Here is a 24,331-nt window from a genome sequence, read left to right as displayed (position 1 = left end):
GATTTCGATATAGCTGTAATAACGCACCATCGGCAGGATCTTCTGTGCCAGAAGCTGGTGGCAAAGAGGGGAATCGTCAGCCCAGTTGTCGCCATCAGAGGCCTGCGCGGCATAAATATTCCACTGCGCAGGGTCGTAGCGTTCCTGAATGACTTCATCCATCAGTTTCAGTGCGCTTGAAACGATGGTCCCGCCGGTTTCCTGCGAGTAGAAGAACTCCTGTTCATCCACTTCTTTGGCTTGTGTATGGTGACGGATATAGACCACGTCGACGTTTTTATACGTCCGGCTCAGGAACAGATAGAGCAGAATATAGAAACGTTTGGCCATGTCTTTGGTTGCCTGATCCATAGAACCGGAGACATCCATCAGACAGAACATCACAGCCTGGCTGGAAGGCTCAGGGCGACGCTCGTAGTTGCGATAACGTAAATCAAAGGTGTCGATGAACGGCGTTTTGGCGATTTTTGCCCGCAACTCGGCGATTTCCTTACGCAGCCGTTCTTCTTCCAGTAATTGTGCCGGTTCACTGTGTTCGACCTCGGTCAGGGTCGATTCCAGCTCACGCAGCTCCCGTTTTTTACCCGCGGTCATCGCCGTGCGGCGAGCCAGAGAGTTTTGCAAAGAGCGCACCACACTGATATTCGCCGGTACGCCGTTAGACGTATAACCGGAGCGGTGGGTTTTGAATTCAGTCAGCTGCTTATGCTGATTTTTTCTCAGGTTAGGAAGCGCCAAATCTTCAAACAGCAGATCGAGATATTCGTCTTTGGAGATCTGGAAAGAAAACTCGTCTTCGCCTTCACCGTCCTGACTGGCTTCGCCCTGGCCACTGCCGCCGCCACCGCCCCCTTGCGGTCGTTCGATACGGTCATTCTGCACAAAGTGGTCATTGCCGGGGTGAACACGGTGGCGTAAGCCACCGCGGCCCTGATGGAACATGGGTTCGTTGATATCTGCATTGGGGATCGAAACCGACTCCCCGCTGTCCACGTCGGTAACCGAACGCTTGTTGATGGCCTCGGCAATCGACTGTTTGATTTGCGACTTATAGCGACGCAAGAAGCGCTGGCGGTTCACCGCACTCTTGTTTTTGCCATTCAGCCGGCGGTCAATAAAATACGTCATATTTCCCCCAAACGACGTTGCCAACGATCCCCTGTTACGAGGATTTTCTTACGCGCAGATACCATTCACACAGCAGGCGAACCTGTTTGCGTGTATATCCTTTCTCCATCATTCTGTCGACAAAATCATCATGTTTCTTCTGTTCATCGGTCGACGTCTTGGCGTTAAACGAGATAACTGGCAGTAGTTCCTCGGTATTTGAGAACATTTTTTTCTCGATCACCGTGCGCAGTTTTTCGTAACTGGTCCAGTTTGGATTGCGGCCGCTGTTATTGGCGCGGGCACGCAGCACGAAGTTGACAATTTCGTTACGGAAATCTTTTGGATTACTGATCCCGGCTGGTTTTTCAATTTTCTCCAGCTCTGCGTTCAGGGATTCACGGTCAAACAGCTGGCCGGTATCCGGGTCACGGTATTCCTGATCCTGGATCCAGAAGTCAGCGTAGGTGACATAACGGTCGAAAATGTTTTGTCCGTACTCTGAATAGGATTCCAGATAAGCGGTCTGGATCTCTTTACCGATGAATTCTGCGTATTTCGGGATCAGATAGCCTTTCAGGTGTTCCAGATATTTTTCAGCGATGTCCTGCGGGAATTGCTCGCGCTCGATTTGCTGTTCCAGAACATAGAACAGATGGACCGGGTTGGCGGCGACTTCCGCATGATCAAAGTTGAATACGCGGGACAGAATTTTAAACGCGAAACGCGTCGACAGCCCGTTCATCCCTTCGTCCACGCCCGCATAATCGCGGTATTCCTGATAGGATTTGGCTTTCGGATCGGTGTCTTTCAGGCTTTCGCCGTCATAGACGCGCATTTTGGAATAGCTGCTGGAGTTCTCCGGCGTTTTCAGACGCGAAAGAATGGAGAAGCGTGCCAGCGTTTCTAACGTACCCGGCGCGCAAGGAGCATGCGCCAGTTCACTGTTGCTGAGCAGTTTGTCGTAGATTTTCATCTCTTCGGAAACGCGCAGGCAATAAGGCACTTTGACAATGTACACACGGTCAAGGAACGCTTCATTATTCTTGTTGTTGCGGAACGTCACCCACTCAGATTCGTTGGAGTGCGCCAGAATAATGCCGTTGAACGGCAGGGCAGAGATCCCCTCAGTCCCGTTATAGTTACCTTCCTGTGTGGCGGTCAGCAGCGGGTGCAGCACTTTAATCGGTGCCTTAAACATCTCGACGAACTCCATCACACCCTGGTTTGCACGGCAAAGTGCGCCGGAATAACCGTAAGCGTCCGGATCGTTCTGCGCGTGGTTCTCCAGTTTACGGATATCCACTTTCCCGACCAGCGCGGAGATGTCTTGGTTGTTTTCATCGCCAGGCTCAGTTTTGGCTATAGCAATTTGTTCGAGAATCGACGGCCAGACTTTCACGACTCTGAATTTCGTGATGTCACCGCCAAATTCGTGCAGACGTTTTGCCGCCCACGGCGACATGATGGTGCCCAGATAGCGCGGAGGAATGTTGTATTCTTTTTCGAGAATATGCGCATCTTCCTGCGGATTAAACAGGCACAGCGGATGATCGTTTACCGGGCTGCGTTCGCCGTTGGCGCTCAGCACATAAATCGGTACACGTTGCATCAGGGATTTCAGCCGTTCGGCCAGTGACGATTTACCACCACCCACCGGACCCAGTAAATAGAGGATTTGTTTCTTTTCTTCCAGACCTTGCGCGGCGTGTTTCAGATAGGAGACGATCTGCTCGATGGCCTCTTCCATGCCGTAAAATTCTTCAAATGCAGGGTAGCGTGCAACAACACGGTTCGAGAATAAACGCGACAGGCGTGGTTCAAGCGCGGTATCTACCATCACTGGTTCACCGATTGCCATCAACAGACGTTCCGCCGCATTGACATAAGCACTGCGATCTTGCCGTGCAATGGTAAGAAATTCCTGCAGTGTGAACTCTTCGTCCTTGGCAGCCTCATAGCGCTGGCGATAATGGTCAAATATGTTCATACGATGCCCGTCCTTCGTTATTTTACCTTTCGTTTTGAAGCGTTAGCGCAACCTCAAAGACTTGGGTATAGCACAGGTTAATGAGAGCTAAGCCCCCGGAAGAAAGATCTCCCACCTGAATACAGCAACCCTTATGCCAACTTGCAGAACCCCTTTGACGCTGACAGTGGCGATGATTTGAAAACTGTCATAAATCGGTGGGACGGGCGACTGTTCAGGCTAAGTCTTTCATCTATTTATAAGCGTAGTTTGGCATTAGAAAAATTTCCTCTCTGGTTTTGCCGTTTTTTAAGTCATTTCAATGACTCAGTTGTCCGGAATGCTCTGAAAAGCCTTGCAGGACGTGCCTTGCAGACCGGAAGTTGTTTCTTTAGTCATTTTTATTTCATATTTTGCAGATAAATTGTGCGATCGCTTCGATTTTTCAGGTTAAGGTTTTTTAGAGAACGAGAAATGCTAAGCGGGATACTTACGCTTCATTTACACTACCGACGATTTTTTACTTAATGGAATTAAGACAATGAAGATTTTGAACCTCAAAACACTGTCCATCGTGGGCTCGGCAGTGCTTTTCAGTCATGCAGCTGTCGCAGGAACCTGGTCACTCGGCGCTTCGGCTCTGGCGGATGTCAACGCATACCGTGGTTATGACAATAAAATTTTACCCGTGCCGATCGTGTCTTACGACAGTGACGATTTCTATTTCAAATCACTGACTGCAGGCTACTATCTTTGGAAAGACAGCAGCAATAAATTCAGCGTCACTGCAACTTATATTCCATTCGGTTTTGACCCCGATGACTCTGACGATCACCAGATGAAACGTCTCAACAAACGCCGCGGTACGCTGATGGGCGGTCTGGCGTATTCACATGTTGAAGACTGGGGCACGCTGCGTGCAACGTTTAACGGTGATGTGCTCAATAACAGTAATGGCCTGGTCGCCGATGCGGCTTATCTGTATCCGATTCATCAGGACAACTGGGCACTGGTTCCTGGTTTTGGTGTTATGTGGAACAGCAGCAACCAGAACGATTACTACTATGGCGTCACCAAAGGAGAATCGCGTCGCAGTGGCCTGAACAGCTATTCTGCCGATGACAGCTTTAGTCCTTACGCCGAGATTTCCGCTCGTTATAACTTTACCCGCGACTGGCAGGGCTTCTTCACCGGCCGTTACATCCGTTTAGCGGACGAAGTGAAAGACAGTCCGATGGTGGATAAATCTTATAGCGCGATTGTCTGGACCGGTGTGACCTACAGCTTTTAATTAAGCGGGCACTTTTCCGGTGCATACTCTGCACATTCATGGGGCGTTTCGCCCCATTTGCACATTTATAGTTCACCACGAGTTCATCACTCATTTTTGCAGACCCGACAGGAGGAAACAGATGAAAGCGAAAACCGTGCAATTTCCTGATGGCACAAGCGTTCCCGCAATCGGACAAGGCACCTGGTTTATGGGAGAACAACGCAGTGAGCGGCGCGCCGAAGTGGATGCGCTGAAACAAGGGCTGGATGCCGGTATGACCCTGATCGACACCGCAGAAATGTACGCGGACGGCGAGGCGGAAAGGGTGGTCGGCGAGGCAATAGCCGGACGGCGTGATGAAGTGTATCTGGTCTCAAAAGTCTATCCACATCATGCCGGAGGGGAGAAGGCGATAACCGCCTGCGAACAAAGTCTCAAAAGATTGCAAACAGATTGTATAGACCTGTATCTGTTGCACTGGCGTGGTTCGATTCCGTTACATGACACCGTTGCGGCGATGGAAAAGTTGCAGCAGTCAGGCAAAATCCGGCGCTGGGGCGTATCCAATCTTGATACCGATGATATGCAGGAATTGTGGAAGATTCCCGGCGGCCAGGAATGTATGACCGATCAGGTTTTATATCACGCCGCTTCACGGGGCATCGAATTTGACCTTTTGCCGTGGTGCGAAGAACACGCTGTCCCGGTAATGGCGTATTGCCCGCTGGCACAGGCCGGAAAATTACGTCATGACGTGCTGGACAATCCGGTGATGCAGAAAATTGCCGCCGTGCGCGGCGTGAGCAGTTCGCAAATCGCGCTGGCTTGGGTAACGCGCACCCGCAACGTGATTGCGATTCCTAAAGCCGTTCAGCCGCAGCATGTCAAAGAGAATGCGGCAGCGTTGGCGCTGTTTCTGACGGATGAAGAAATTGCGATGATCAATGCTGCCTTTCCGGCACCACGCGGGAAAACCTCGCTGGATATGGTCTGAATTCGCTAAATCTGACGCAGACAAAAGGGGCCGGATGGCCCCTTAGTTTTTACGACGGGAAAACTCTGTCCGGTTATTTGCGGATTGAGAATGTCACCGCAAGACGTGCCGGTGCAGCGGCGGTCGAAACATGCTTGTCTGACACCTGCGCCGTTTCAACACAAACCATGGTTTTGTAACCGTCGTCTGGCATATCGGCCATGCTTACGGACAGCGCAGAACCCGGGTTCCACGCCACAACGTCTGCGTTGTTTTCATGCGCAACAACCAGCGTGCGTTTCAGCACCGGATCCACGATTTCACTGGTCGCCTGAGGCTGGGTGTAGATGCGGTCAGTCTGTCCGGTAAAGGTCAGGTCACCAGCTTCTTCTTTAAGTTTCGCGCCATCGACTTTATCAATGAAGCTGGCACCGAGCCCTTTAACGGTGACATCCGCGATATTGCCGATGTTGAAATAGGTGTGCAGGGCGCTGTTGGCTTCGAAGTCACCGGCAGATTCCAGCTCAATGTGGCAGATTTCACCGAGTGTGAAGCGCGCGGTCAGCACAAATTCGTGTGGCCACAATTCCAGACTTTCAGGTGTGCTTTTCAGCGTCAGCGTCAGAACAACGCCTTCAGCGCTTTCTTTGTGATCGGTCAGTGTCCAGGCGAAGTTACGCGCAAAACCGTGAGACGGTTTACCCGCCGGGCCAAACCACGGCCAGCAAATTGGAATACCGCCACGAATTGCGACGCCTTCTTTGAAAGCGCTTGCGCTGCTCATCCACAGCACAGGCGCTTCGCCTTCAGGCTGCCAGGACAATAAATGTGCGCCTTGTAAGGCTACAGCCGCTTTTACTTTGGGATGAGAAACAACGATCACCGGCAGTTCGTCGATCTGACGCTGGCTGATGGTGGTTGAAATTTGGTTTACGACCGGAAGAGAAAAGAGTTGTTCTGTCATTATCTAAAGTCCTGTCAGGGTTTTAACAATTACGAAGATAAGAACCAAGACTACAGATGAACGTCATCATTCTGTTTGATCGCACTCATATGCCTGATAAAAATGTGCGACTGACAGAAAGCAAAAGGGCGACTTGCGTCGCCCTTCAATCAGTTCATCAACATTGCCAATTATTTGGAAACGTGAGAAATCAGATCCAGTACTTTGTTTGAGTAGCCAGTTTCGTTGTCGTACCAGGAAACCAGTTTCACAAAGTTGTCATTCAGCGCGATACCTGCTTTAGCATCGAATACTGAAGTCAGTTTTTCGCCGTTGAAATCGGTAGAAACAACGTCGTCTTCGGTGTAACCCAGAACGCCTTTCAGGTCGCCTGCTTCAGAAGCTGCTTTGATTACTGCGCAGATTTCTTTGTAGGTTGCTGGTTTTTCCAGACGTGCAGTCAGGTCAACAACAGAAACGTTAGGAGTAGGAACGCGGAACGCCATACCAGTCAGTTTACCGTTCAGAGCAGGGATAACTTTACCTACTGCTTTAGCTGCACCGGTAGAAGAAGGGATGATGTTCTGAGATGCGCCGCGGCCGCCGCGCCAGTCTTTGTGAGACGGGCCATCAACGGTTTTCTGAGTTGCGGTAGTTGCATGAACAGTGGTCATCAGCGCTTCAACGATACCGAAGTTGTCGTTGATAACTTTAGCCAGTGGTGCCAAGCAGTTAGTGGTGCAAGATGCGTTAGAAACGATTTCCTGACCTTTGTATTCTTTATGGTTAACGCCCATAACGAACATAGGGGTGTCATCTTTAGATGGACCAGTCAGAACAACTTTCTTAGCGCCTGCAGTGATGTGTTTACGTGCAGTTGCGTCGTCCAGGAACAGACCAGTCGCTTCAGCAACAACATCAACGTTAACTTCATTCCATTTCAGGTTAGCTGGGTCACGCTCAGCGGTAACACGGATGGTTTTGCCGTTAACAACCAGGTGACCGTCTTTAACTTCAACAGTACCGTTGAAACGACCATGAGTTGAGTCGTACTTCAGCATGTATGCCATGTATTCTGCGTCTAACAGATCGTTGATTGCTACGATCTCGATGTCAGAACGTTCCTGAGCAGCACGGAAAACAATGCGACCGATACGGCCAAAACCGTTGATACCTACTTTGATAGTCATATATTCCACCAGCTATTTTTTTAGTGAATAAAAGGTTGGTTGTAAAATTACAAAAACCTTGCTGAGCGTCAAGCGGAATCGTGTCAATTATTGCTGTAAGTCAAAGCGACGACCTACTGTTGCTCGCTTATTGCACGTTCCGTTTTTTTAATCGGCTCACAACCAGATGGGGGCGAAAAACAGAATATAAAGGACAAGAAGATCAGGAGTGTGATCGCCATCACAAGTTGGAGCTGGCTAACGCTGATGCCATACAGTTTAGGACAAAACAGGCTGAATTGTTGTTAATTTTTTGTTATTATAAACTGTTAATTTAGTTGTAATTTAAATTCGTCAGAGAACGATAATCATGAGCAATGCATCCAAATCTGCTTCTGCACCCGAACAACTCACTGAAATTCAACGTTATGTCACTCAGGAACACGGAACCGAGCGCCCTTATACAGGAAAACTGCTGCACAACATTCGCCAGGGCATTTATCATTGCGTAGTGTGTAACGCGCCTCTGTTTTACTCCGAGACTAAGTATGAATCCGGCTGCGGATGGCCAAGTTTTTATCAACCTGTTGACCACGATGCGATAAAATATCTCACTGATAATACGCATAATATGGACCGCATTGAGATCCGCTGTTCCAGCTGCGAGGCACATTTAGGGCATGTTTTCCCGGATGGCCCGCAACCAACAGGTGAACGTTACTGCGTAAATTCTGCTTCGATGAGTTTTACCGACAGCAAAAATGGCGAAAAAACGGCCGGTTAGGCTGCGCTGTAATCTTACCGACAAAATCGATTCAGCTATTATTCAAAACCTTTTGAATAATCCTGTTGAACAGAGGTGCTCAGATGGAAATTAATCAACTCATTGATGTAATGACGCCGGAAATCTACGCACGTCTGGCGCTGGCCGTAGAGCTGGGGAAATGGCCCGACGGTGTGGCGCTGACGCCAGAACAAAAAGAGAACAGCCTGCAAGCGGTGATGCTGTATCAGTCACGTCACAACGTGGATGCCCAGCATATGAGCATCGGCACTGACGGGCAGATCGTTACCAAAAGCAAGCAAGAGCTGAAACAACAGTTCGCTCAGGATGCGCTGATTAGACTCAAACCGGAGTAATGGGAGGGGGTTTGTCTGAGGCATAAAAAAGGCGCATAACGCGCCTTTAAAAAATAATCGTCAGTGGGTTACGCAATCTGCTTGTAGATCAGGTTATCTGTGCGCTGGTTATAGACAACGCAATCATTAGGAACATTTTTATCTACGAAACTCATCGCACCGATGGTGACATTATTCCCGATGCTTATATCGCAACCAATAATGCAACTGTTCGCACCAATGATGACATTGTCCCCGATATAGATCTTGCCGCTCTGGTTGTCATATTTGATACCAATTGTCACATTTTGCTTAATGTTCAGGTTCGAGCCTATTTCGCAACAATCGGCAACCACAATACCAACGAAATGAGAAATCTTCATTCCGGGGCCAATATCAGCGCCCAGATTGATATCGGTACCATATTTATTTCTTAATCTTCTGTTTACCGAAATTGCATATTTTCTGGAAGCCTTGCCGCCGGTTTTATAAAGATAATTAGCGATTCGCCACCAGAAGTAGAATCGCCTGCCCGGGCATTTAATGGCGCGATGCAGCGTGCGGAACCAGGAAAAGTCTTTCTCTGAATCCATCACTTCACGCTGAAGACAGCTTTTTAAAATTTGATATTGATATTCTTTCAATCTGATAATCCTTAAGGGTTAGCCTGCTCATCCTAAGCTTGAGTTATTCATTTAATAAAAAGCGGCGCCATCTTATTGGTACGGCCACGCATAGTCCATTCATTATTTATCGATAAAAAATAACGGAGACATTGCAGAGTCATTAGCGTGGCATGCCAGTCGTAAAATTATCATGGAATACAGCCAGGTGATTAATGATAGTGTGCTATTTATAACGTATTACGCATACCCAAAACGAGATCTATTACGTGAAGTTTTGTAAAAAATGAATTTGTCCGGAATTGAACATCTTACGGCGGAGACATGGAGATAAGCAGTTTTTTACGCGAAATGTCAGGGAATAAAAAAGGCGCATACGCGCCTTTTTTGCCTCTGAAGAGCAGAGTAATCAGCCGTTCAGGGCGTCTGCCGTCCCGATTTGTGCGCCAGCCTCACGCATTGCTTCAACAGCTTCAGCACTGTCGTGAGGTTCGATGTTCACACCACGGCAGCCATCGGTCAGCAGCGTAACCTGATATCCCTGTGACAGCGCGTCCAGGACCGTGAACTTCACACAATAATCCGTCGCCAGACCCATGACATAAAGATGCGAAATCTTTGAGGCTTTCAGCCAGTCGTTCAGCACGGTAGCGGCGCGGTGGCCGTTATCGAAGAATGCGCTGTAACTGTCGATTTCAGCGTCCGTGCCTTTTTGGACGACAAAATCTAAAAGACGCGTATTCAGTGACGGATGGAATTCCGCGCCGGGTTCGTGCTGAACGCAGTGAACCGGCCACCAGACCTGCGGCAGCCCGTTCAGTTCACCCGATGTCCAGGCATCCTGATGCGAGTTTGCGGCAAAACTTTTGTGTCCGGCAGGGTGCCAGTCTTGCGACGCCACCACGGGGATATCGCGGCTTTTACACCACAACATCATCTGATTGGCGACGGCAACGGTCGCATCCCCGTCATTAACGGCCAGCGCGCCACCGCGGCAAAAATCGTTTTGCAAATCGACCAGCAACAACGCAGATTTCATATCGCCTCTTATACGGTCAACTATTCCGTCAGTTCGCCACGCAGATTCTGCTGCATCAGTTCGCGGATTTCTTCCGGCGTATGTGACTGGCTGAGCAGGTAATGCAGCTTGGTCAGCGCGGCTTCCACCGTCATATCAAATCCGCTGATCACGCCGGAATGCGCAAGCGCATTGCCCGTTGCATAACCCCCCATATTGACGCGTCCGGAGATACATTGCGTCAGATTCACGACCACAATGCCGCGCTCAGAGGCGTCCTTCAGCACTTTCAGCAAATCACCTTTTTGCGGGGCATTGCCGACTCCGTAAGAGCGCAGGATCAGCGCTTTCACGGGCTGCATCAGAAAGTTTTGCACAACTTCTGCGGAAATGCCGGGGTAAATAGTCACCACGCCGATAGGCTGCGGGGTGATGTGATGCACTTTCAGCGTCGAAGCAGGAACGACCGGCAGCGAAGGGGTGGACAGACGGCGGATGTGAATGCCCGCTTCCAGCAACGGAGAAAGGTTGGGTGACGCGAATGCATCAAAACCGTCGGCGTGGGCTTTAGTGCTGCGGTTACCGCGATAAAGACGGTTATTGAAAAACAGGGTGACTTCGTTAACCGGATGATTTGCCGCAATATACAGCGAGTTCAGCAGGTTAATCTGCCCGTCAGAGCGCAGGGCTTCCAGCGGGATTTGCGAACCCGTAACGATCACCGGCTTGCTCAGATTTTCCAGCATGAAAGACAGCGCAGAAGCCGTGAAGGCCATGGTGTCCGTGCCATGCAAAATCACAAAACCGTCGTAATCGTCGTAATGCGCCTGAATGTCGTCCGCGATGTGCTGCCAGTCTTCCGGCGTCATGTCGGAAGAATCCATCAGTGGCGCGTATTCCTGAATCGTAAACTCAGGCATTTCAGGGCGGTGGAATTCTGGCATCAGCGCCAGCTGGCGTTGTAAATGGCCGGATACAGGAATGTAACCCTGCTCAGAACGCTGCATACCGATGGTGCCGCCGGTGTAGGCAACGTAAATAGATTTTTTAGTCATCAAAGATGTTCTTTTTTTAGAAAGGTGAAAGCAACTGCGCTAAGTATAAAGGCTTCGCCGCCGCTGTCCCACCAGAAAAGGGCGGTGCCACAAAAAAGCCCGGCGTTCTCTGGGAGAAGCGCCGGGCAGATTTTCATGCCGCAGGGGTTAACGCAATTACTTCACGTCACCACACGTCAGGCAAAGTGCGTAACGGTTTTGCGGATCGTTCATGTTGCTGAACAGGTCAGCTTGTGATTTCAGCTCCATCGCCATTTTGCTCACCGGCGCAGGCAGATAGGCCTGAATAGCCGCGGGCAGCATGGCGTGAACGGACACGCTGACCTGGGAGAACAACATATCGCTCAGACTTGGCTCGCTGACATACCAGTTCAACTGCCATTTCGGCAGTTTGGCCAGATCCGCAGCTTTCTTCACGGCGTCATCGAAATCACCCAGTTCATCCACCAGACCGTTGGCCTTGGCGTCAGAACCAATCCAGACGTGACCCTGTGCAATCTGATCAATCTGCTCCGGCGTTTTATGACGGGAATTCGCCACCAGGCCGAGGAAAGTTTTATACCCATTCTCGATGTTCAGTTGCATCATTTGCGAGAATTCCGGCGGCAACGCTTTGGTCGATGCGATATCGGCCAGCGGGGAAGTCGCCACGCCGTCAGTATGCACACCGGCGTAATCAAGTGTGTTCTGATACGTATTGATCACACCAAAGATACCGATGGAGCCGGTCAGCGTGCTTGGGCTGGCAATGATGTAGTTCGCTGGCGTTGAAATCCAGTAACCCCCGGAAGCCGCCATGCCACCCATTGAAACTACCACCGGTTTACCCGCAGCTTTCGCGGCGGCCAGTTCAGAGCGGATCACTTCAGACGCGCTGACGCTGCCGCCAGGACTGTTGACGCGGAAGACAATCGCTTTCACTTTCGGATCCAGACGGGCATCGCGAATTTGCTGTGCGGTGGTATCGCCGCCCACCGCACCCGGTTGCTCTTCACCGTCGTTGATGGCACCGGTCGCGAAGATCACCGCGATTTGCGGATCATTGTTATCCGGTTTTGGCTTCGGTGAATAATCGTAAATGCTGGTGTAGTTGAAGTCTTTGGTGGTTTTATTCCAGCCAAATGCTTTCACCATGTCATTGTCTGCGTCGGTCCGTGATGCCAGAGAATCCACCAGTTTGGCTTTCAGTGCGTACTGAGCCATGTCGCCGCCGGTGGCCTGCATTCCCGCAAGAATGCCCGCTGCACCCGGGAACAATTGCTCAGGCGTAATCTGACGGTTAGCTGAAACGGTATTGAGGTAGTTACTCCACAAGCCACCAATCCAGCGGCTATCCGCCTCGCGGGCCGCAGGCGACATATCATCACGGATCAGCGGTTCAACGGCAGATTTATACGTCCCGACGCGGAAGATGTTGGTGGTGACCTTCAGCTTATCCAGCAGAGATTTGTAGTACAGATTATTGGTCGCAAAACCGTGCAAATCGACCGCGCCCTGCGGCGACAGATAGATTTTATTGGCGTAGCTCGCCAGATAATATTGCGACTGATTGTAGCTGTCACCGATGGCGTAAATCGGTTTACCGGCATCACGGAATTCACGCAATGCTTTACCGATATATTGCATTGATGACTGATCGGTACCGGTGAAATCGGTCAGTTGCAACACGATACCAGTGACGTTTTTGTCATCTTTTGCTGAACGAAGGGTATCGACCAGATCAAACAGGGAGTTTTCCTGTAACCGGCTGCTGGATGTCCCCAGAAGCTCGCGGCCCCACTGGCGGACTTTATTGTTGACGGAAGGTTTGTCCACCACCGAGCCGCTAAGATCAACCAGCAGCGCGCCTTTGGTGGTTTCAACCGGCTTATCCTGCACGGCATACCAGATGCCGACGCCGGCCAGAATGATCAGAATAAGAAATACGTTGAGAATGAATTCTCTGACGAAATTAAGAAGACGCCAGGTCCACTTAAAAAAACCGGCGATAATTCGCCACAATGTGCGCATGGTCTCTCCAATAAGACGGTTAAGTCTCGCTATCCTAATGACCTGCCGGAGAAATGTCAGCTTTAAATCATTTCAGAATTTGGCGGTGACGCATTATCCGAAAGCCTGCCGGAGGTTGGAAAAATGCGTTGTGCCTATGTTAACGTAAGGTAAATAGCAATTATTCTCAGGAGATTAAAATGGACGCACTGGATTTGTTACTTAACCGCCGTTCTGCATCCCGTCTGGCGGCTCCCGCACCGGCAGGGCAAGCACTGCAAAATATCATCAACGCAGGGCTGCGTGCGCCAGACCACGGTGCGCTTCAGCCGTGGCGCTTCGTGATTGCAGAAAATGATGGTCTGACGCGTTTCAGTGAGCTGCTGCGCGCGGCGGCGATCAAAGACGGCGCGGACGAAAAAGCCATTGAGAAAGCCACGCAGGCTCCGCTTCGCGCGCCGCAAATCATCACCGTGATTGCGGCCTGCAAGGAAAGCCCGAAAGTGCCACAGTGGGAACAATTGTTGTCCGCCGGTTGTGCCGTGCAGGCGATGCAGATGGCAGCGCTGGCTCAGGGGTTCAACGGCATCTGGCGCACCGGCGCGTGGACCGATCATCCTGATGTCCGCAAAGCCTTCCATTGCGGCGAGAACGATAAAATCGTCGGTTTCCTGTATCTCGGCACGCCGCAGCTCAAAGCAAGTTTGCAGGTCATTCCGGTGGACAGCACACCTTTCGTGACGCATTTCTAAGCCATTTCCTCACGACGGACAGACCGGTTTTTCAGCAGAATATGTTCGGTTGATTCTGATAAACCGGTTTTTCGCTGCCTTTGTGAGCGACCGCCATCCCGGATGTCTCTATCCATCTTACTAATTGCGCCGCCAGCGGCTAACATAGCCACCCTGGATGATGAGGACGTTGTGAATGAAGGATGGGATGATGGAAATTCTTGTAGCGGTCACACTTCAGGACGGTGCGATCTGATGCGTCTGTTTATTGCCGAAAAACCCAGCCTTGCCCGCGCTATTGCCGATGTCCTGCCAAAGCCTCATCGCCGCGGCGACGGATACATTGCCTGCGGTAACGACCAGGTGGTGACCTGGTGTGTCGGTCACTTACTGGAACAGGCCCAGCCGGATGCCTATGACAGCCGCTTCGCCCGCTGGGCACTGGCTGACTTACCGATCATTCCTAATAAATGGCAGCTTCAGCCGCGTCCTTCCGTCGCTAAACAGCTTAATGTCATCAAACGTCTGCTGCTTGAAGCCTCTCAGGTTGTCCACGCGGGTGACCCGGATCGCGAAGGGCAACTGCTGGTGGATGAAGTGCTGGATTATCTCGAACTGACGCCGGAAAAACGCCAGGCGACCCAGCGCTGTCTGATTAACGATCTCAATCCGCAGGCCGTCGAACGTGCCATTGAACGCCTGCGCGACAACCGTGATTTTATTCCGCTGTGCGTTTCTGCGCTGGCCCGCGCCCGCGCTGACTGGCTTTACGGCATCAACATGACCCGCGCCTATACTATTTTAGGGCGCAATGCAGGATACAACGGCGTGCTTTCCGTGGGCCGCGTGCAAACGCCAGTGCTCGGTCTGGTGGTGCGCCGTGATGAAGAAATCGAAAACTTCGTACCGAAAGATTTTTTTGAAGTGAAAGCGCATATCGTCACGCCTGCCGAAGAACGCTTCATCGCGCTCTGGCAACCGAGCGACTCCTGCGAGCCGTATCAGGATGAAGAAGGGCGTTTGCTGCACCGCCCGCTGGCCGATCACGTGGTGGCGCGCATTGCCGGGCAACCGGCGATGGTCACCGGGTATAACGACAAACGTGAAAATGACATCGCGCCGTTGCCGTTCTCGTTATCCACCTTGCAGATTGAAGGGTCAAAAGCTTTTGGCCTGAGCGCGCAGCAGATTCTGGATATTTGTCAGAAACTCTATGAAACGCACAAACTGATTACGTATCCGCGTTCGGATTGCCGATATCTGCCAGAAGAACATTTTGCCGGACGTCACGCCGTACTGAATGCCATCGGCGTTCACCGCCCGGATTTAATGCCGCAGCCGGTGGTTGATACCGATTTGCGTAACCGTTGCTGGGACGACAAAAAGGTCGATGCGCACCACGCGATTATCCCGACGGCTCGCAGCAGTAACGTCAACCTGAGCGATGACGAGCGCAAAATTTATGGTCTGGTAGCACGTCAGTATCTGATGCAATTCTGCCCCGACGCGGTATACCGCAAATGCGTTATCGATCTGGATATTGCAGGTGGCAAGTTTATCGCCAAAGCGCGTTTTCTGGCTGAAGCAGGCTGGCGAACACTGCTTGGCAGCAAAGAGCGTGACGAAGAAAACGAAGGTACGCCGTTGCCGGTCGTGGCGAAGGGCGATGAATTACTGTGCGAACGCGGAGAAGTGGTGGAGCGCCAGACGCAGCCGCCGCGCCCGTTCACCGATGCGACATTGCTTTCCGCGATGACCGGTATTGCGCGTTTTGTGCAGGATAAAGAACTGAAGAAAATTCTGCGCGCCACGGACGGATTGGGCACAGAAGCGACACGCGCCGGGATTATCGAACTCCTGTTCCGCCGCGAGTTTTTATACAAAAAAGGGCGTTATATACATTCCAGCGACACTGGCCGCGCACTGATTCATTCGCTGCCGGATATTGCCGCAAGGCCAGATATGACGGCTGACTGGGAATCCACGCTGACGCGTATCAGTGAAAAAAGCTGCCGCTACCAGGATTTCATGGAACCGCTGGTCGCCACGTTGCAGAACCTCATCATTCAGGCCAAAACGAACCGGGTGTCTTCGGCATTTCGCAGCCTGCCTTCTAAGCCCGCTGCGGCGGTGAAAGGCAAAAGCGCACCTAAACGGCGTAAAGCCAGTCCCAAAGGGAAGGAAGCAAGCAGTGATGAATAACGTACTGATGAATAAGAAGTTGATGCATAAAGCGCTGATGGCGTTACTGGTCAGTTCGTCATTGCTGTCGGCTCCGGCTATGGCGGAGCGTTACGGCAACGGCGCGGACGTCGTGGTACCGCTGCCGCCGCAAATCTGGGAAAACAGCGGCAACGGCAATAATAACAGTGCGCCGACCTGCCATAACTGCTGCATCTACAACAACCAGAGCTACAGTGAGGGCGCGGTGGTCACGGCGGACAGCGTGGTGCTGCAATGCTCGCGCGACCCGAACGTGGTCGGCACCAATGAACTGAAATGGGAAGTGCTGAAAAAATAACCCGGCTCTGAACAGCAAAAAGGCGCGGAAACAGTCACCTGTCCGCGCCTTTTTTATGGAGAAGCGTTAAGCGGCGCCGTGGCTACAAGGCCCGCAGATAGGCGTCAATCAGCGGAATATCCGCCGGTGCCAGTTCAAAGGAACGAACCTCCTGCGGCGCAACCCAGCAAACTTCCGAGTGACACTGTAACGAAATCGTTCCTGTAAAACTGCTGACGCGCCAGCCGTGCAGCCGGATCAGGCGTTCCGGCTGGTGCAGTTCGCTGGTCGCGACAAAACCGGCAACCTGCGCGGTGATGTTCATCTCTTCGCGTAACTCACGTATCAGCGCGGCGGGCTGACTTTCACCGGCTTCGACTTTCCCGCCGGGGAATTCCCATAAACCGGCCTGATCGCTGCTGGCATCGCGCCGGGCGAGGAGTAATTTTCCCTCACATTCAATCAGCGCGGCAACCACATCAATCGTTTTCATCCGTATTACTTCAGGTCGAACGTTGCCCAGATTGGCGCATGGTCAGACGGTTTTTCCATTCCGCGAATATCGTAATCGATGCCGGTCGCTAAACAGCGTTCAGCCAGCGGATTGCTCGCCAGGATCAGATCGATGCGCAGGCCGCGGTTTTCGTCAAAGCCGCGTGAACGGTAGTCAAACCACGAGAATTTATCAGTCGCTTCCGGGTTAGCGGCGCGGAACGTATCAACGAGTCCCCAGCCTTTCAGGCGATCCATCCATTCGCGCTCTTCCGGCAGGAAAGAACATTTACCGGTGCGCAGCCAGCGTTTACGGCTGTCTTCGCCGATACCGATATCCAGATCGGTCGGGCTGATATTCACGTCGCCCATCACAACCACCGGATTATTCACTGACAAACTGGTGTTCAGGTAATCCTGCAAATCGCGGTAGAACTTCTCTTTGGCCGGGAATTTGGTCGGATGGTCGCGGCTTTCACCCTGCGGGAAATACCCGTTGATGACCGTCAGAATGCCCTGGGGCGTTTCAATGTCGGCCATAATGATACGGCGCTGGGAGTCTTCATTGTCTCCCGGGAAACCACGACGTACAGCCACCGGTTCCTGCTTAGTCAGCATAGCCACGCCATAATGGCCTTTCTGACCATGATAGAACACGTGATAGCCGTACTGACTGACATCTTCCAGCGGGAACATGTCGTCATGAACCTTAGTTTCCTGCAGACCGATCACGTCAGGCTGATGCTGTTCAATAATGGCGGCAAGTTGGTGCGGGCGTGCGCGCAATCCGTTGATATTAAAGGAGACGAACTTCATAGTCGGGAACCATTTGGCGATGAAATCAGAAGGGCGATAGTAGCAGAAAAAGGGGGCGATGGCGAAGTCCGCTCACCCGAAAATAACAGCAAAAATCACTGCAAAAGCAAAACGCTTGCCCGATCAGTGTGGCAAGCGGATTTCCATCCGGGAATTATTTTGTCAACTTTTCGTGACAGTCTCTTCTTCCCGTGTACATGAAAGAGTATTATCCCTCCAGCGATTTCCGCACCGGCAGAAAAAGGTCAACACTGATGCGTCTGGAAGTTTTTTGCGAAGACCGCCTGGGGCTCACCCGGGAACTACTCGATCTACTGGTTTTACGCAGTATTGATTTACGCGGTATCGAGATTGCCTCGATTGGCCGCATTTACCTTAATTTTTCCCAACTGGATTTTGATACTTTTCGCGCCCTGATGGCAGAAATCCGCCGTATCGACGGCGTGACGGATGTCCGTACTGTCACGTTCATGCCTTCTGAGCGTGAACACCGCGCCCTGCGTGCGCTGCTGGTTTCCATGCCGGAGCCGGTATTCTCCATTGATATGAAAGGTAAAATCGAGCAGGCCAACCCTGCAGCGATGGCATTGTTTGAACTCGATGAAGATAAAATCCGCAACGTCACGGCGGCGAACCTGATCACCGGTTATAACGTCACGCGATGGTTAGAAAGCGATAATGCTCAGCCGCATTCCGAGCGAATTGTCATCCGCAGTCAGGATTTCCTGATGGATCTCACCCCGATCCACATTGAGGATGAAAACGAAAAAGGCGGGATCGCCGGTGCCGTGGTCATGCTCAAATCAGCCGCCCGTATGGGTCGGCAGTTGCAGGATCTGACGGTCAACGACGACAGCGAGTTCGACCATATTGTCGCGGTCAGCAGCAAAATGCGCCACGTGCTGGATCAGGCCCGCAAACTGGCGATGCTGGATGCCCCGTTGCTGATCGTCGGTGATACCGGCACCGGCAAAGATTTGCTGGCACACGCCTGCCACCTGCGCAGCGCGCGCGGTAAAAAGCCGTTCCTTGGCCTCAACTGTGCTTCGCTGCCGGATGATGTCGTTGAAAGTGAACTGTTCGGTTATGCCGCTGGCGCCTATCCGAATGCCCTGGAAGGCAAAAAAGGCTTCTTCGAACAGGCCAACGGCGGTTCGGTATTGCTCGATGAAATCGGTGAAATGTCGCCGAGAATGCAGATCAAGTTGCTGCGTTTTCTCAATGACGGCACGTTCCGGCGCGTCGGCGAAGAGCATGAAGTGAAGGTGGATGTACGCGTGATGTGCGCCACGCAGAAGAATCTTGTGGAACTGGTTCAGCGTGGAGAATTCCGTGAAGACCTGTATTACCGTCTGAACGTGCTGAGCCTGACACTGCCGCCGCTGCGCGATCGTCCGGCGGATGTCATGCCGCTGACCGAACTGTTTGTGGCGCGTTTCTCTGATGAACAGGGGATGCCGCGACCGAAATTGTCCTCGCAGCTGGCAAATTATCTGACGCATTACGGCTGGCCGGGCAATGTCCGTCAGCTCAAAAACGCCATTTATCGTGCGCTCACCCAGCTGGAAGGCGGTGAACTGCGCCCGCAGGACATCATTCTGCCAGACTTTGATGCCGAAGTGACGATTGGCGAAGAAGCGCTAAACGGTTCGCTCGACGACATCAGCAAGCGTTTCGAACGCTCGGTGCTGACCCGTCTTTATCGCACTTATCCAAGCACGCGAAAACTGGCGAAACGTCTGGGCGTTTCACACACGGCGATTGCCAATAAACTGCGCGAATACGGCCTCAGCGCCCGTCGCGGTGAAACCGGCGAAAGCGAAGAGTAATGCCTGCTGGTCAGTAAATTTTTCATTAAATAAGAAGCAATAAAAAGCAACGGACTGAGCCGTTGCTTTTTTTTCGCCTGTCATCCGAAGATGGCAAAACTCAGATCCTTATTTCAGGACAGCCAGCGCAGACTCGTAGTCCGGTTCGGTGGTAATTTCGTTCACCAGCTCGCTGTACAGCACGTTGTCCTGACCATCCAGAACGATAACGGCACGCGCAGTCAGGCCAGCCAGTGCGCTGTCGGTGATCGCGACGCCGTATTCGGATTTGAAATCACCGCCACGCAGGGTGGACAGCGTGGTGACGTGGCTCAGGCCTTCCGCACCGCAGAAACGGGACTGTGCGAATGGCAGGTCAGCGGAGATACACAGAACCACAGTGTTCTCAATTTCGCCCGCCAGCTGGTTGAATTTACGCACTGACGTCGCACAAACACCGGTATCAATGCTTGGGAAAATGTTCAGGACTTTGCGTTTGCCCGCGAAGCTGCTCAGGCTGACATCAGAGAGATCTTTAGCGACCAGGCTGAACGGCTTGGCGACATCGCCTTTTTGTGGGATTTTGCCGGCAACGGTGACCGGGTTGCTCTGAAAGTGTACTGTCTGGGTCATGATTATTTCCTATGGACATTGGAGTCAAACGGCTTTCAGTTTAGGGGAACAATTGTAGGTTGGATATAGATTAAATGCTAAATACTTGTATATCTTATATATACCCGTTTGAGTATATACCGAGGAGCCGCTATGAGAAGTGTCCGCTTTTATCCGGAAGCCTGGCCGTTGCATACGACATTTGTGATCTCCCGCGGCAGCCGCACTGAAGCGCGCGTAGTCACAGTCGAAATCGAAGAAAAGGGCATTCGCGGCGTGGGAGAATGCACGCCGTATCCCCGCTATGACGAAAGCGAAACCTCGGTGATGGCGCAAATTGCCAGCGCCGTCACTGCGATTGAACAGGGCGCAACGCGCGAACAGTTGCAACATTTGCTTCCTGCCGGTGCCGCACGAAATGCGCTTGATTGCGCGTTGTGGAATCTTGAAACGCAACTCACCGGCCAGACTCTCTGGCAACTCACCGGCACTGAACCGCTGGCGTCAATCAGCATGGCGCAGACCGTCAGTATCGGCACGCCGGAAGAGATGGCGGAAGCCGCGCTCGCACTGCAACAAAAGGGTGCAACGCTGCTGAAAATTAAACTCGATGACCGGCTGATAGCCGAACGTCTGGTGGCTATCCGCGCCGCCGTGCCCAAGGCGTCTCTGATTGTGGATGCCAATGAAGCGTGGCAAAGCGACGGGCTGGCGGCACGCTGCCAGTTGCTGGCCGATCTCGGGATTTTGATGCTCGAACAACCGTTACCTGCGGGTGAAGATTCTGCGCTGGAGAATTTCATCCATCCCCTGCCAATTTGCGCCGACGAAAGTTGCCATACGATTGAAGGGCTTTCGGCGCTGAAAGGGCGTTATGAGATGGTGAATATCAAACTCGATAAAACCGGCGGCCTGACGGGCGCACTGCGGCTGGCAAAGGCGGCGCGTGAGCAGGGGTTTGAAATCATGCTGGGCTGCATGTTATGCACCTCGCGCGCGGTGCGCGCGGCACTTCCGCTGACGGCGGGCGCGAAGTTCATCGATCTTGATGGCCCGACCTGGCTGGCGCAGGACGTTGAACCCGCGATGAAGTTTCACTGCGGCGGAATTGACATCGCCGGTTCCGAATAATTTCTCGCTTGTGGCCGTTGTTTTGTGCGCGAAGGCAAATCTGTAACGATTTCCTGTAGGGGATTGCGGTAACAAATGATAAAACTCCTGAATATTTCAGGGCTGGCCCCTTATGTGTTCAGGAGAATTTATGCCGCAGGGAAAATCGTTTCCTCTCTTACCGTATTCCGTCTGTGCCGCGCTGGTGGCACTCATTTCCGGTCAGGCCATGGCCGCTCAGGTTCCCGCCGGTACGCAACTTGCCGCCAGACAGGAAATCGTCCGTCATATCAAAGATGAACCCGCTTCGCTCGACCCGGCGAAAGTCGTCGGCTTGCCTGAAGCGCAGGTGGCGCGTGATCTGTTCGAAGGTCTGGTGAATCAGGACGCTAACGGGAAAAATATTCCGGGCGTCGCCGAAAGCTGGCAGAACCAGAACAATCAGATTTTCCTGTTCACATTGCGTAAAGACGCCAAATGGTCGAACGGCGATCCGGTGACGGCGCAGGATTTCGTATACAGCTGGCAGCGTCTGGTTGATCCGAAAAGCTTATCAACCGGTTCATGGTTTGCGGCGCTGGCCGGTATTGCTAACGCCGATGCGATCATTGCCGGGAAAATGCCGGTTGATAAGCTCGGTGTTACCGCCATCAGCCCGACGCAACTGCGCGTCACGCTCGACCGTCCGGTGCCGTTTTTTGTCAGCCTGCTGGCGAATTTCAGCCTGTTCCCCGTGCATAAAGCCACGGTGGAAAAATTTGGCGATGACTGGACCAAGCCCGGCAATCTGGTGGGCAACGGCGCGTATGTGCTGAAAGAGCGCGTCGTGAACGAAAAACTGATGCTGGAGCCGAATCCGAATTACTGGGATCACGCGCATACCGTGCTGACGAAAGTCACTTTCGTGCCAATCAATAAAGAATCCAACGCCACAAAACGTTATCTGGCCAATGATATCGATATCACCGAATCCTTCCCGAAAGATCAGTACAAAAAACTGATGCACGATATTCCGGGACAGGTCTACACGCCGTATCAGCTCGGCACCTATTATTACGCGTTTAACACCCGTCGTGCGCCGACCGACGATTCGCGTGTGCGTCTGGCGCTGTCGCTGAGTATCGACCGCACCGTGATTGCCGAAAAAGTGCTGGGCACAGGCGAAAAACCGGCGTGGCGCTTTACGCCTGACGTTACCAACGGTTTCAAAGCAACGAAAAGTGAAATGCAGGATTACTCGCAGGAAGAACTGAATGCGCAGGCGAAAGGGCTGCTGGCGGCGGCGGGTTATGGTCCGAACAAACCGCTGCATCTGACCTTGCTGTACAACACCTCCGAAAGCCATCAGAAGATTGCGATCGCGGTGGCCTCGATGTGGAAAAAGAATCTGGGTGCTGATGTAAAACTGGTTAATCAGGAATGGAAAACCTATATCGACAGCCGCAACACCGGCAATTTCGATGTGATCCGCGCGTCATGGGTCGGCGATTATAATGAAGCGTCAACCTTCCTGTCCCTGCTGACGTCCACGCACTCCGGCAATATCAGCAAATTCAGCAGCGCCGATTACGACAAAGTCATCGCTGAAGCCAGCCGTGAAACCAGCGACGCGCGCCGTAACGACGATTACAACAAAGCCGAGCAAATTATCGCCAGCGAGGCACCGATTGCGCCGATTTACCAGTATACCAATGGCCGCCTGATCAAACCGTGGGTGAAAGGCTATCCGATCACCAACCCGGAAGACGTCGCTTACAGCCAGGAAATGTACATCATCAAACACTGATATTTCGTGTCTTCTCAAAATGCAAAAAGCGCCAGTCACGGCGCTTTTTGTTTTTATCTGACGGTCAGCTTTTACGGCTGAACAAACGGACCAGCAGGGCGGCGGCCGCAGCAACGGTGGCCAGGAGAACCACACCCGTCCAGCCACCGGCTTCCAGTGCTTTACTGCCCAGCGCGGCACCGGCGGACATCCCGATAAACACCACGGTAAACAGCAGGGCGTTCAGCCTGCCGCGAGCCGCAGGTTCGAGGCCATAAACCAGTGTCTGATGGGCAACCAGCGTGGCCTGAATACCTAAGTCAAAACCGATGGCACTCGCCACAATCAGCGCAAGTTGCGCATGCGGCGACAACAGCGGCAGCAGGAACATCGCGGCGAATGACACCATCACCAGCGCAGAACCCATTTGTGTGACCCGCGCCGGGCCTTTTTTATCGGCTAATGCGCCTGCCAGCGGAGCCGCCAGCGCACCGGCTGCACCGGCCAGCCCGAAAGCACCGGCCACCGCGCTGCCCAGATGGAACGTATCGTTGAGCATAATCGCCAGGGTTGACCAGAAGGCGCTGAATGCGACAGACAGCAAACCCTGAGCCAGCGCCGCGTGGCGCAGCGTTTTATAGTGCTTCCACAATCCGAACATGGAATGCAGCAGTCGGGCATAGCTGATACGCGTGTCCGGTGCGAACCGTGGCAGCACCCGCCACAGCGCAAAACCAATCAGCGCGACGCTGACCGCTGCCAGCTGATACATCACCCGCCAGCCAAAATATTCCGCAACAAAGCCGCTGACCACGCGGGAAAGCAGGATCCCGACCAGCAAACCGGTCATCACCGTCCCGACCGTTTTACCACGCTGCGCCGCCGGAGCCAGATGCGCGGAAGCGGGCACGATATCCTGCGCCATAGTGGCGCCGATACCGGTGATCAGGCTGGCGGCCAGTAAGCCGTGAATGCCCGGCACAAAACCGCACAGCAGTAACGCAGCGGCCAGCAAAATACTCTTGAGCAGGATAATGGTCCGGCGGTCGTGACGGTCACCAAGGGGGATCAAAAACAGAATGCCCAGCGCGTAGCCGGCCTGCGTCAGTGTCGGGATAAGCCCGACCGACGTGGTGCTGGCCTGCAAGTTTCCGCCCATAATACCGAGCATTGGCTGGCTGTAGTAATGTACCGCGCAAAATTATTTGATACTGATTTGAAAGATATTTGATATCGAATTAGTCCATTGCTACCGTATC

The 24,331-nt window shown here is 52.5% G+C and carries 21 protein-coding genes and 1 pseudogene; 10 read left to right on the top strand and 12 right to left on the bottom strand.

Translation table 11 applies throughout. The features are described 5' to 3' along the window. Both J8X26_RS24625 and yeaG read right to left on the bottom strand, forming a co-directional pair. Positions 1-1,128, bottom strand: a 1,128-nt coding sequence (locus J8X26_RS24625) for a YeaH/YhbH family protein (protein ID WP_208952250.1), incomplete at its 3' end; no start/stop codon positions are given. A 34-nt stretch (positions 1,129-1,162) separates the two neighbouring features. Further along, positions 1,163-3,097 carry a protein kinase YeaG gene (gene yeaG / locus J8X26_RS24620; RefSeq protein WP_165057771.1) on the bottom strand — a complete coding sequence of 645 codons (1,935 nt, stop codon included), beginning with the start codon at positions 3,095-3,097 and terminating at the stop codon, positions 1,163-1,165. Between the two features lie 520 nt (positions 3,098-3,617). Between yeaG and J8X26_RS24615 the strand changes: the two genes are divergently transcribed. Together J8X26_RS24615 and J8X26_RS24610 are read left to right on the top strand one after the other, a co-directional pair. After that, positions 3,618-4,367 (top strand): MipA/OmpV family protein, encoded by a 750-nt coding sequence (locus tag J8X26_RS24615; protein WP_152327089.1) that lies wholly within the window; start codon positions 3,618-3,620, stop codon positions 4,365-4,367. A gap of 121 nt (positions 4,368-4,488) precedes the next feature. Further along, complete coding sequence (locus J8X26_RS24610) at positions 4,489-5,343, top strand: aldo/keto reductase (RefSeq protein WP_165057769.1); 855 nt, start codon at positions 4,489-4,491, stop codon at positions 5,341-5,343. Positions 5,344-5,416: 73 nt separating this feature from the next. On the opposite strand, the gene J8X26_RS24605 is transcribed toward J8X26_RS24610, so the two are convergent. Both J8X26_RS24605 and gapA read right to left on the bottom strand, forming a co-directional pair. Beyond that, positions 5,417-6,286, bottom strand: coding sequence for a D-hexose-6-phosphate mutarotase (locus J8X26_RS24605; RefSeq protein WP_152327091.1), 870 nt, complete (start codon positions 6,284-6,286; stop codon positions 5,417-5,419). Positions 6,287-6,456: 170 nt separating this feature from the next. After that, positions 6,457-7,455, bottom strand: coding sequence for a glyceraldehyde-3-phosphate dehydrogenase (gene gapA / locus J8X26_RS24600; RefSeq protein ID WP_193333173.1), 999 nt, complete (start codon positions 7,453-7,455; stop codon positions 6,457-6,459). A gap of 349 nt (positions 7,456-7,804) precedes the next feature. Between gapA and msrB the strand changes: the two genes are divergently transcribed. Together msrB and J8X26_RS24590 are read left to right on the top strand one after the other, a co-directional pair. After that, entirely contained in the window at positions 7,805-8,218 is a 414-nt protein-coding gene (gene msrB / locus J8X26_RS24595; RefSeq protein WP_152327093.1) for a peptide-methionine (R)-S-oxide reductase MsrB, read from the top strand. A gap of 83 nt (positions 8,219-8,301) precedes the next feature. Continuing rightward, a complete protein-coding gene (locus J8X26_RS24590) occupies positions 8,302-8,574 on the top strand; it encodes a YeaC family protein (RefSeq protein ID WP_152327094.1) in 273 nt (90 codons plus the stop codon). Positions 8,575-8,642: 68 nt separating this feature from the next. On the opposite strand, the gene J8X26_RS24585 is transcribed toward J8X26_RS24590, so the two are convergent. From J8X26_RS24585 to sppA, 4 genes are all read right to left on the bottom strand, one after another. After that, entirely contained in the window at positions 8,643-9,197 is a 555-nt protein-coding gene (locus tag J8X26_RS24585) for a serine acetyltransferase (RefSeq protein ID WP_152327095.1), read from the bottom strand. A 388-nt stretch (positions 9,198-9,585) separates the two neighbouring features. Continuing rightward, entirely contained in the window at positions 9,586-10,215 is a 630-nt protein-coding gene (gene pncA / locus J8X26_RS24580; RefSeq protein WP_152327096.1) for a bifunctional nicotinamidase/pyrazinamidase, read from the bottom strand. 20 nt (positions 10,216-10,235) lie between these two features. Continuing rightward, complete coding sequence (ansA, locus tag J8X26_RS24575) at positions 10,236-11,249, bottom strand: asparaginase (protein ID WP_165057761.1); 1,014 nt, start codon at positions 11,247-11,249, stop codon at positions 10,236-10,238. A 156-nt stretch (positions 11,250-11,405) separates the two neighbouring features. Next, on the bottom strand, positions 11,406-13,259 hold the full coding sequence (sppA, locus tag J8X26_RS24570) for a signal peptide peptidase SppA (RefSeq protein ID WP_208952249.1): 1,854 nt from the start codon (positions 13,257-13,259) through the stop codon (positions 11,406-11,408). Positions 13,260-13,438: 179 nt separating this feature from the next. On the opposite strand from sppA, the gene J8X26_RS24565 reads away from it, so the two are divergent. From J8X26_RS24565 to J8X26_RS24555, 3 genes are all read left to right on the top strand, one after another. Then, on the top strand, positions 13,439-13,990 hold the full coding sequence (locus J8X26_RS24565) for an NAD(P)H nitroreductase (RefSeq protein WP_152327099.1): 552 nt from the start codon (positions 13,439-13,441) through the stop codon (positions 13,988-13,990). A 234-nt stretch (positions 13,991-14,224) separates the two neighbouring features. Next, positions 14,225-16,171: a DNA topoisomerase III gene (locus J8X26_RS24560; RefSeq protein WP_208952248.1), complete on the top strand. Its 1,947-nt coding sequence runs from the start codon at positions 14,225-14,227 to the stop codon at positions 16,169-16,171. A 22-nt stretch (positions 16,172-16,193) separates the two neighbouring features. Then, positions 16,194-16,490: a DUF1496 domain-containing protein gene (locus J8X26_RS24555; protein WP_193333189.1), complete on the top strand. Its 297-nt coding sequence runs from the start codon at positions 16,194-16,196 to the stop codon at positions 16,488-16,490. A gap of 82 nt (positions 16,491-16,572) precedes the next feature. On the opposite strand, the gene J8X26_RS24550 is transcribed toward J8X26_RS24555, so the two are convergent. Both J8X26_RS24550 and xthA read right to left on the bottom strand, forming a co-directional pair. Further along, positions 16,573-16,962, bottom strand: a complete 390-nt coding sequence (locus J8X26_RS24550) for a pyrimidine (deoxy)nucleoside triphosphate diphosphatase (RefSeq protein WP_152327100.1) — start codon at positions 16,960-16,962, stop codon at positions 16,573-16,575. 5 nt (positions 16,963-16,967) lie between these two features. Further along, entirely contained in the window at positions 16,968-17,777 is an 810-nt protein-coding gene (xthA, locus tag J8X26_RS24545) for an exodeoxyribonuclease III (RefSeq protein ID WP_208952247.1), read from the bottom strand. A gap of 254 nt (positions 17,778-18,031) precedes the next feature. Between xthA and tyrR the strand changes: the two genes are divergently transcribed. Further along, a complete protein-coding gene (gene tyrR, locus J8X26_RS24540; RefSeq protein WP_208952246.1) occupies positions 18,032-19,606 on the top strand; it encodes a transcriptional regulator TyrR in 1,575 nt (524 codons plus the stop codon). Positions 19,607-19,714: 108 nt separating this feature from the next. On the opposite strand, the gene tpx is transcribed toward tyrR, so the two are convergent. Beyond that, positions 19,715-20,218: a thiol peroxidase gene (gene tpx, locus J8X26_RS24535; protein WP_152327103.1), complete on the bottom strand. Its 504-nt coding sequence runs from the start codon at positions 20,216-20,218 to the stop codon at positions 19,715-19,717. 132 nt (positions 20,219-20,350) lie between these two features. On the opposite strand from tpx, the gene ycjG reads away from it, so the two are divergent. Then, the gene (gene ycjG / locus J8X26_RS24530; protein WP_208952245.1) at positions 20,351-21,328 is read left to right on the top strand and encodes an L-Ala-D/L-Glu epimerase; all 978 of its coding nucleotides are present in this window, start codon (positions 20,351-20,353) and stop codon (positions 21,326-21,328) included. 208 nt (positions 21,329-21,536) lie between these two features. Then, entirely contained in the window at positions 21,537-23,093 is a 1,557-nt protein-coding gene (locus J8X26_RS24525; RefSeq protein WP_235937345.1) for an ABC transporter substrate-binding protein, read from the top strand. A 64-nt stretch (positions 23,094-23,157) separates the two neighbouring features. Here the strand turns inward: J8X26_RS24525 and J8X26_RS24520 are convergent. Further along, a pseudogene (locus J8X26_RS24520) lies at positions 23,158-24,258 on the bottom strand (MFS transporter); the annotation flags it as partial. Positions 24,259-24,331 lie beyond the last annotated feature (73 nt).

It is taken from the genome of Rahnella sp. ChDrAdgB13, assembly GCF_017655185.1.
GTDB classification, from domain to species: domain Bacteria; phylum Pseudomonadota; class Gammaproteobacteria; order Enterobacterales; family Enterobacteriaceae; genus Rahnella; species Rahnella contaminans.
This window is presented reverse-complemented; position numbering and strand designations above follow the sequence as displayed.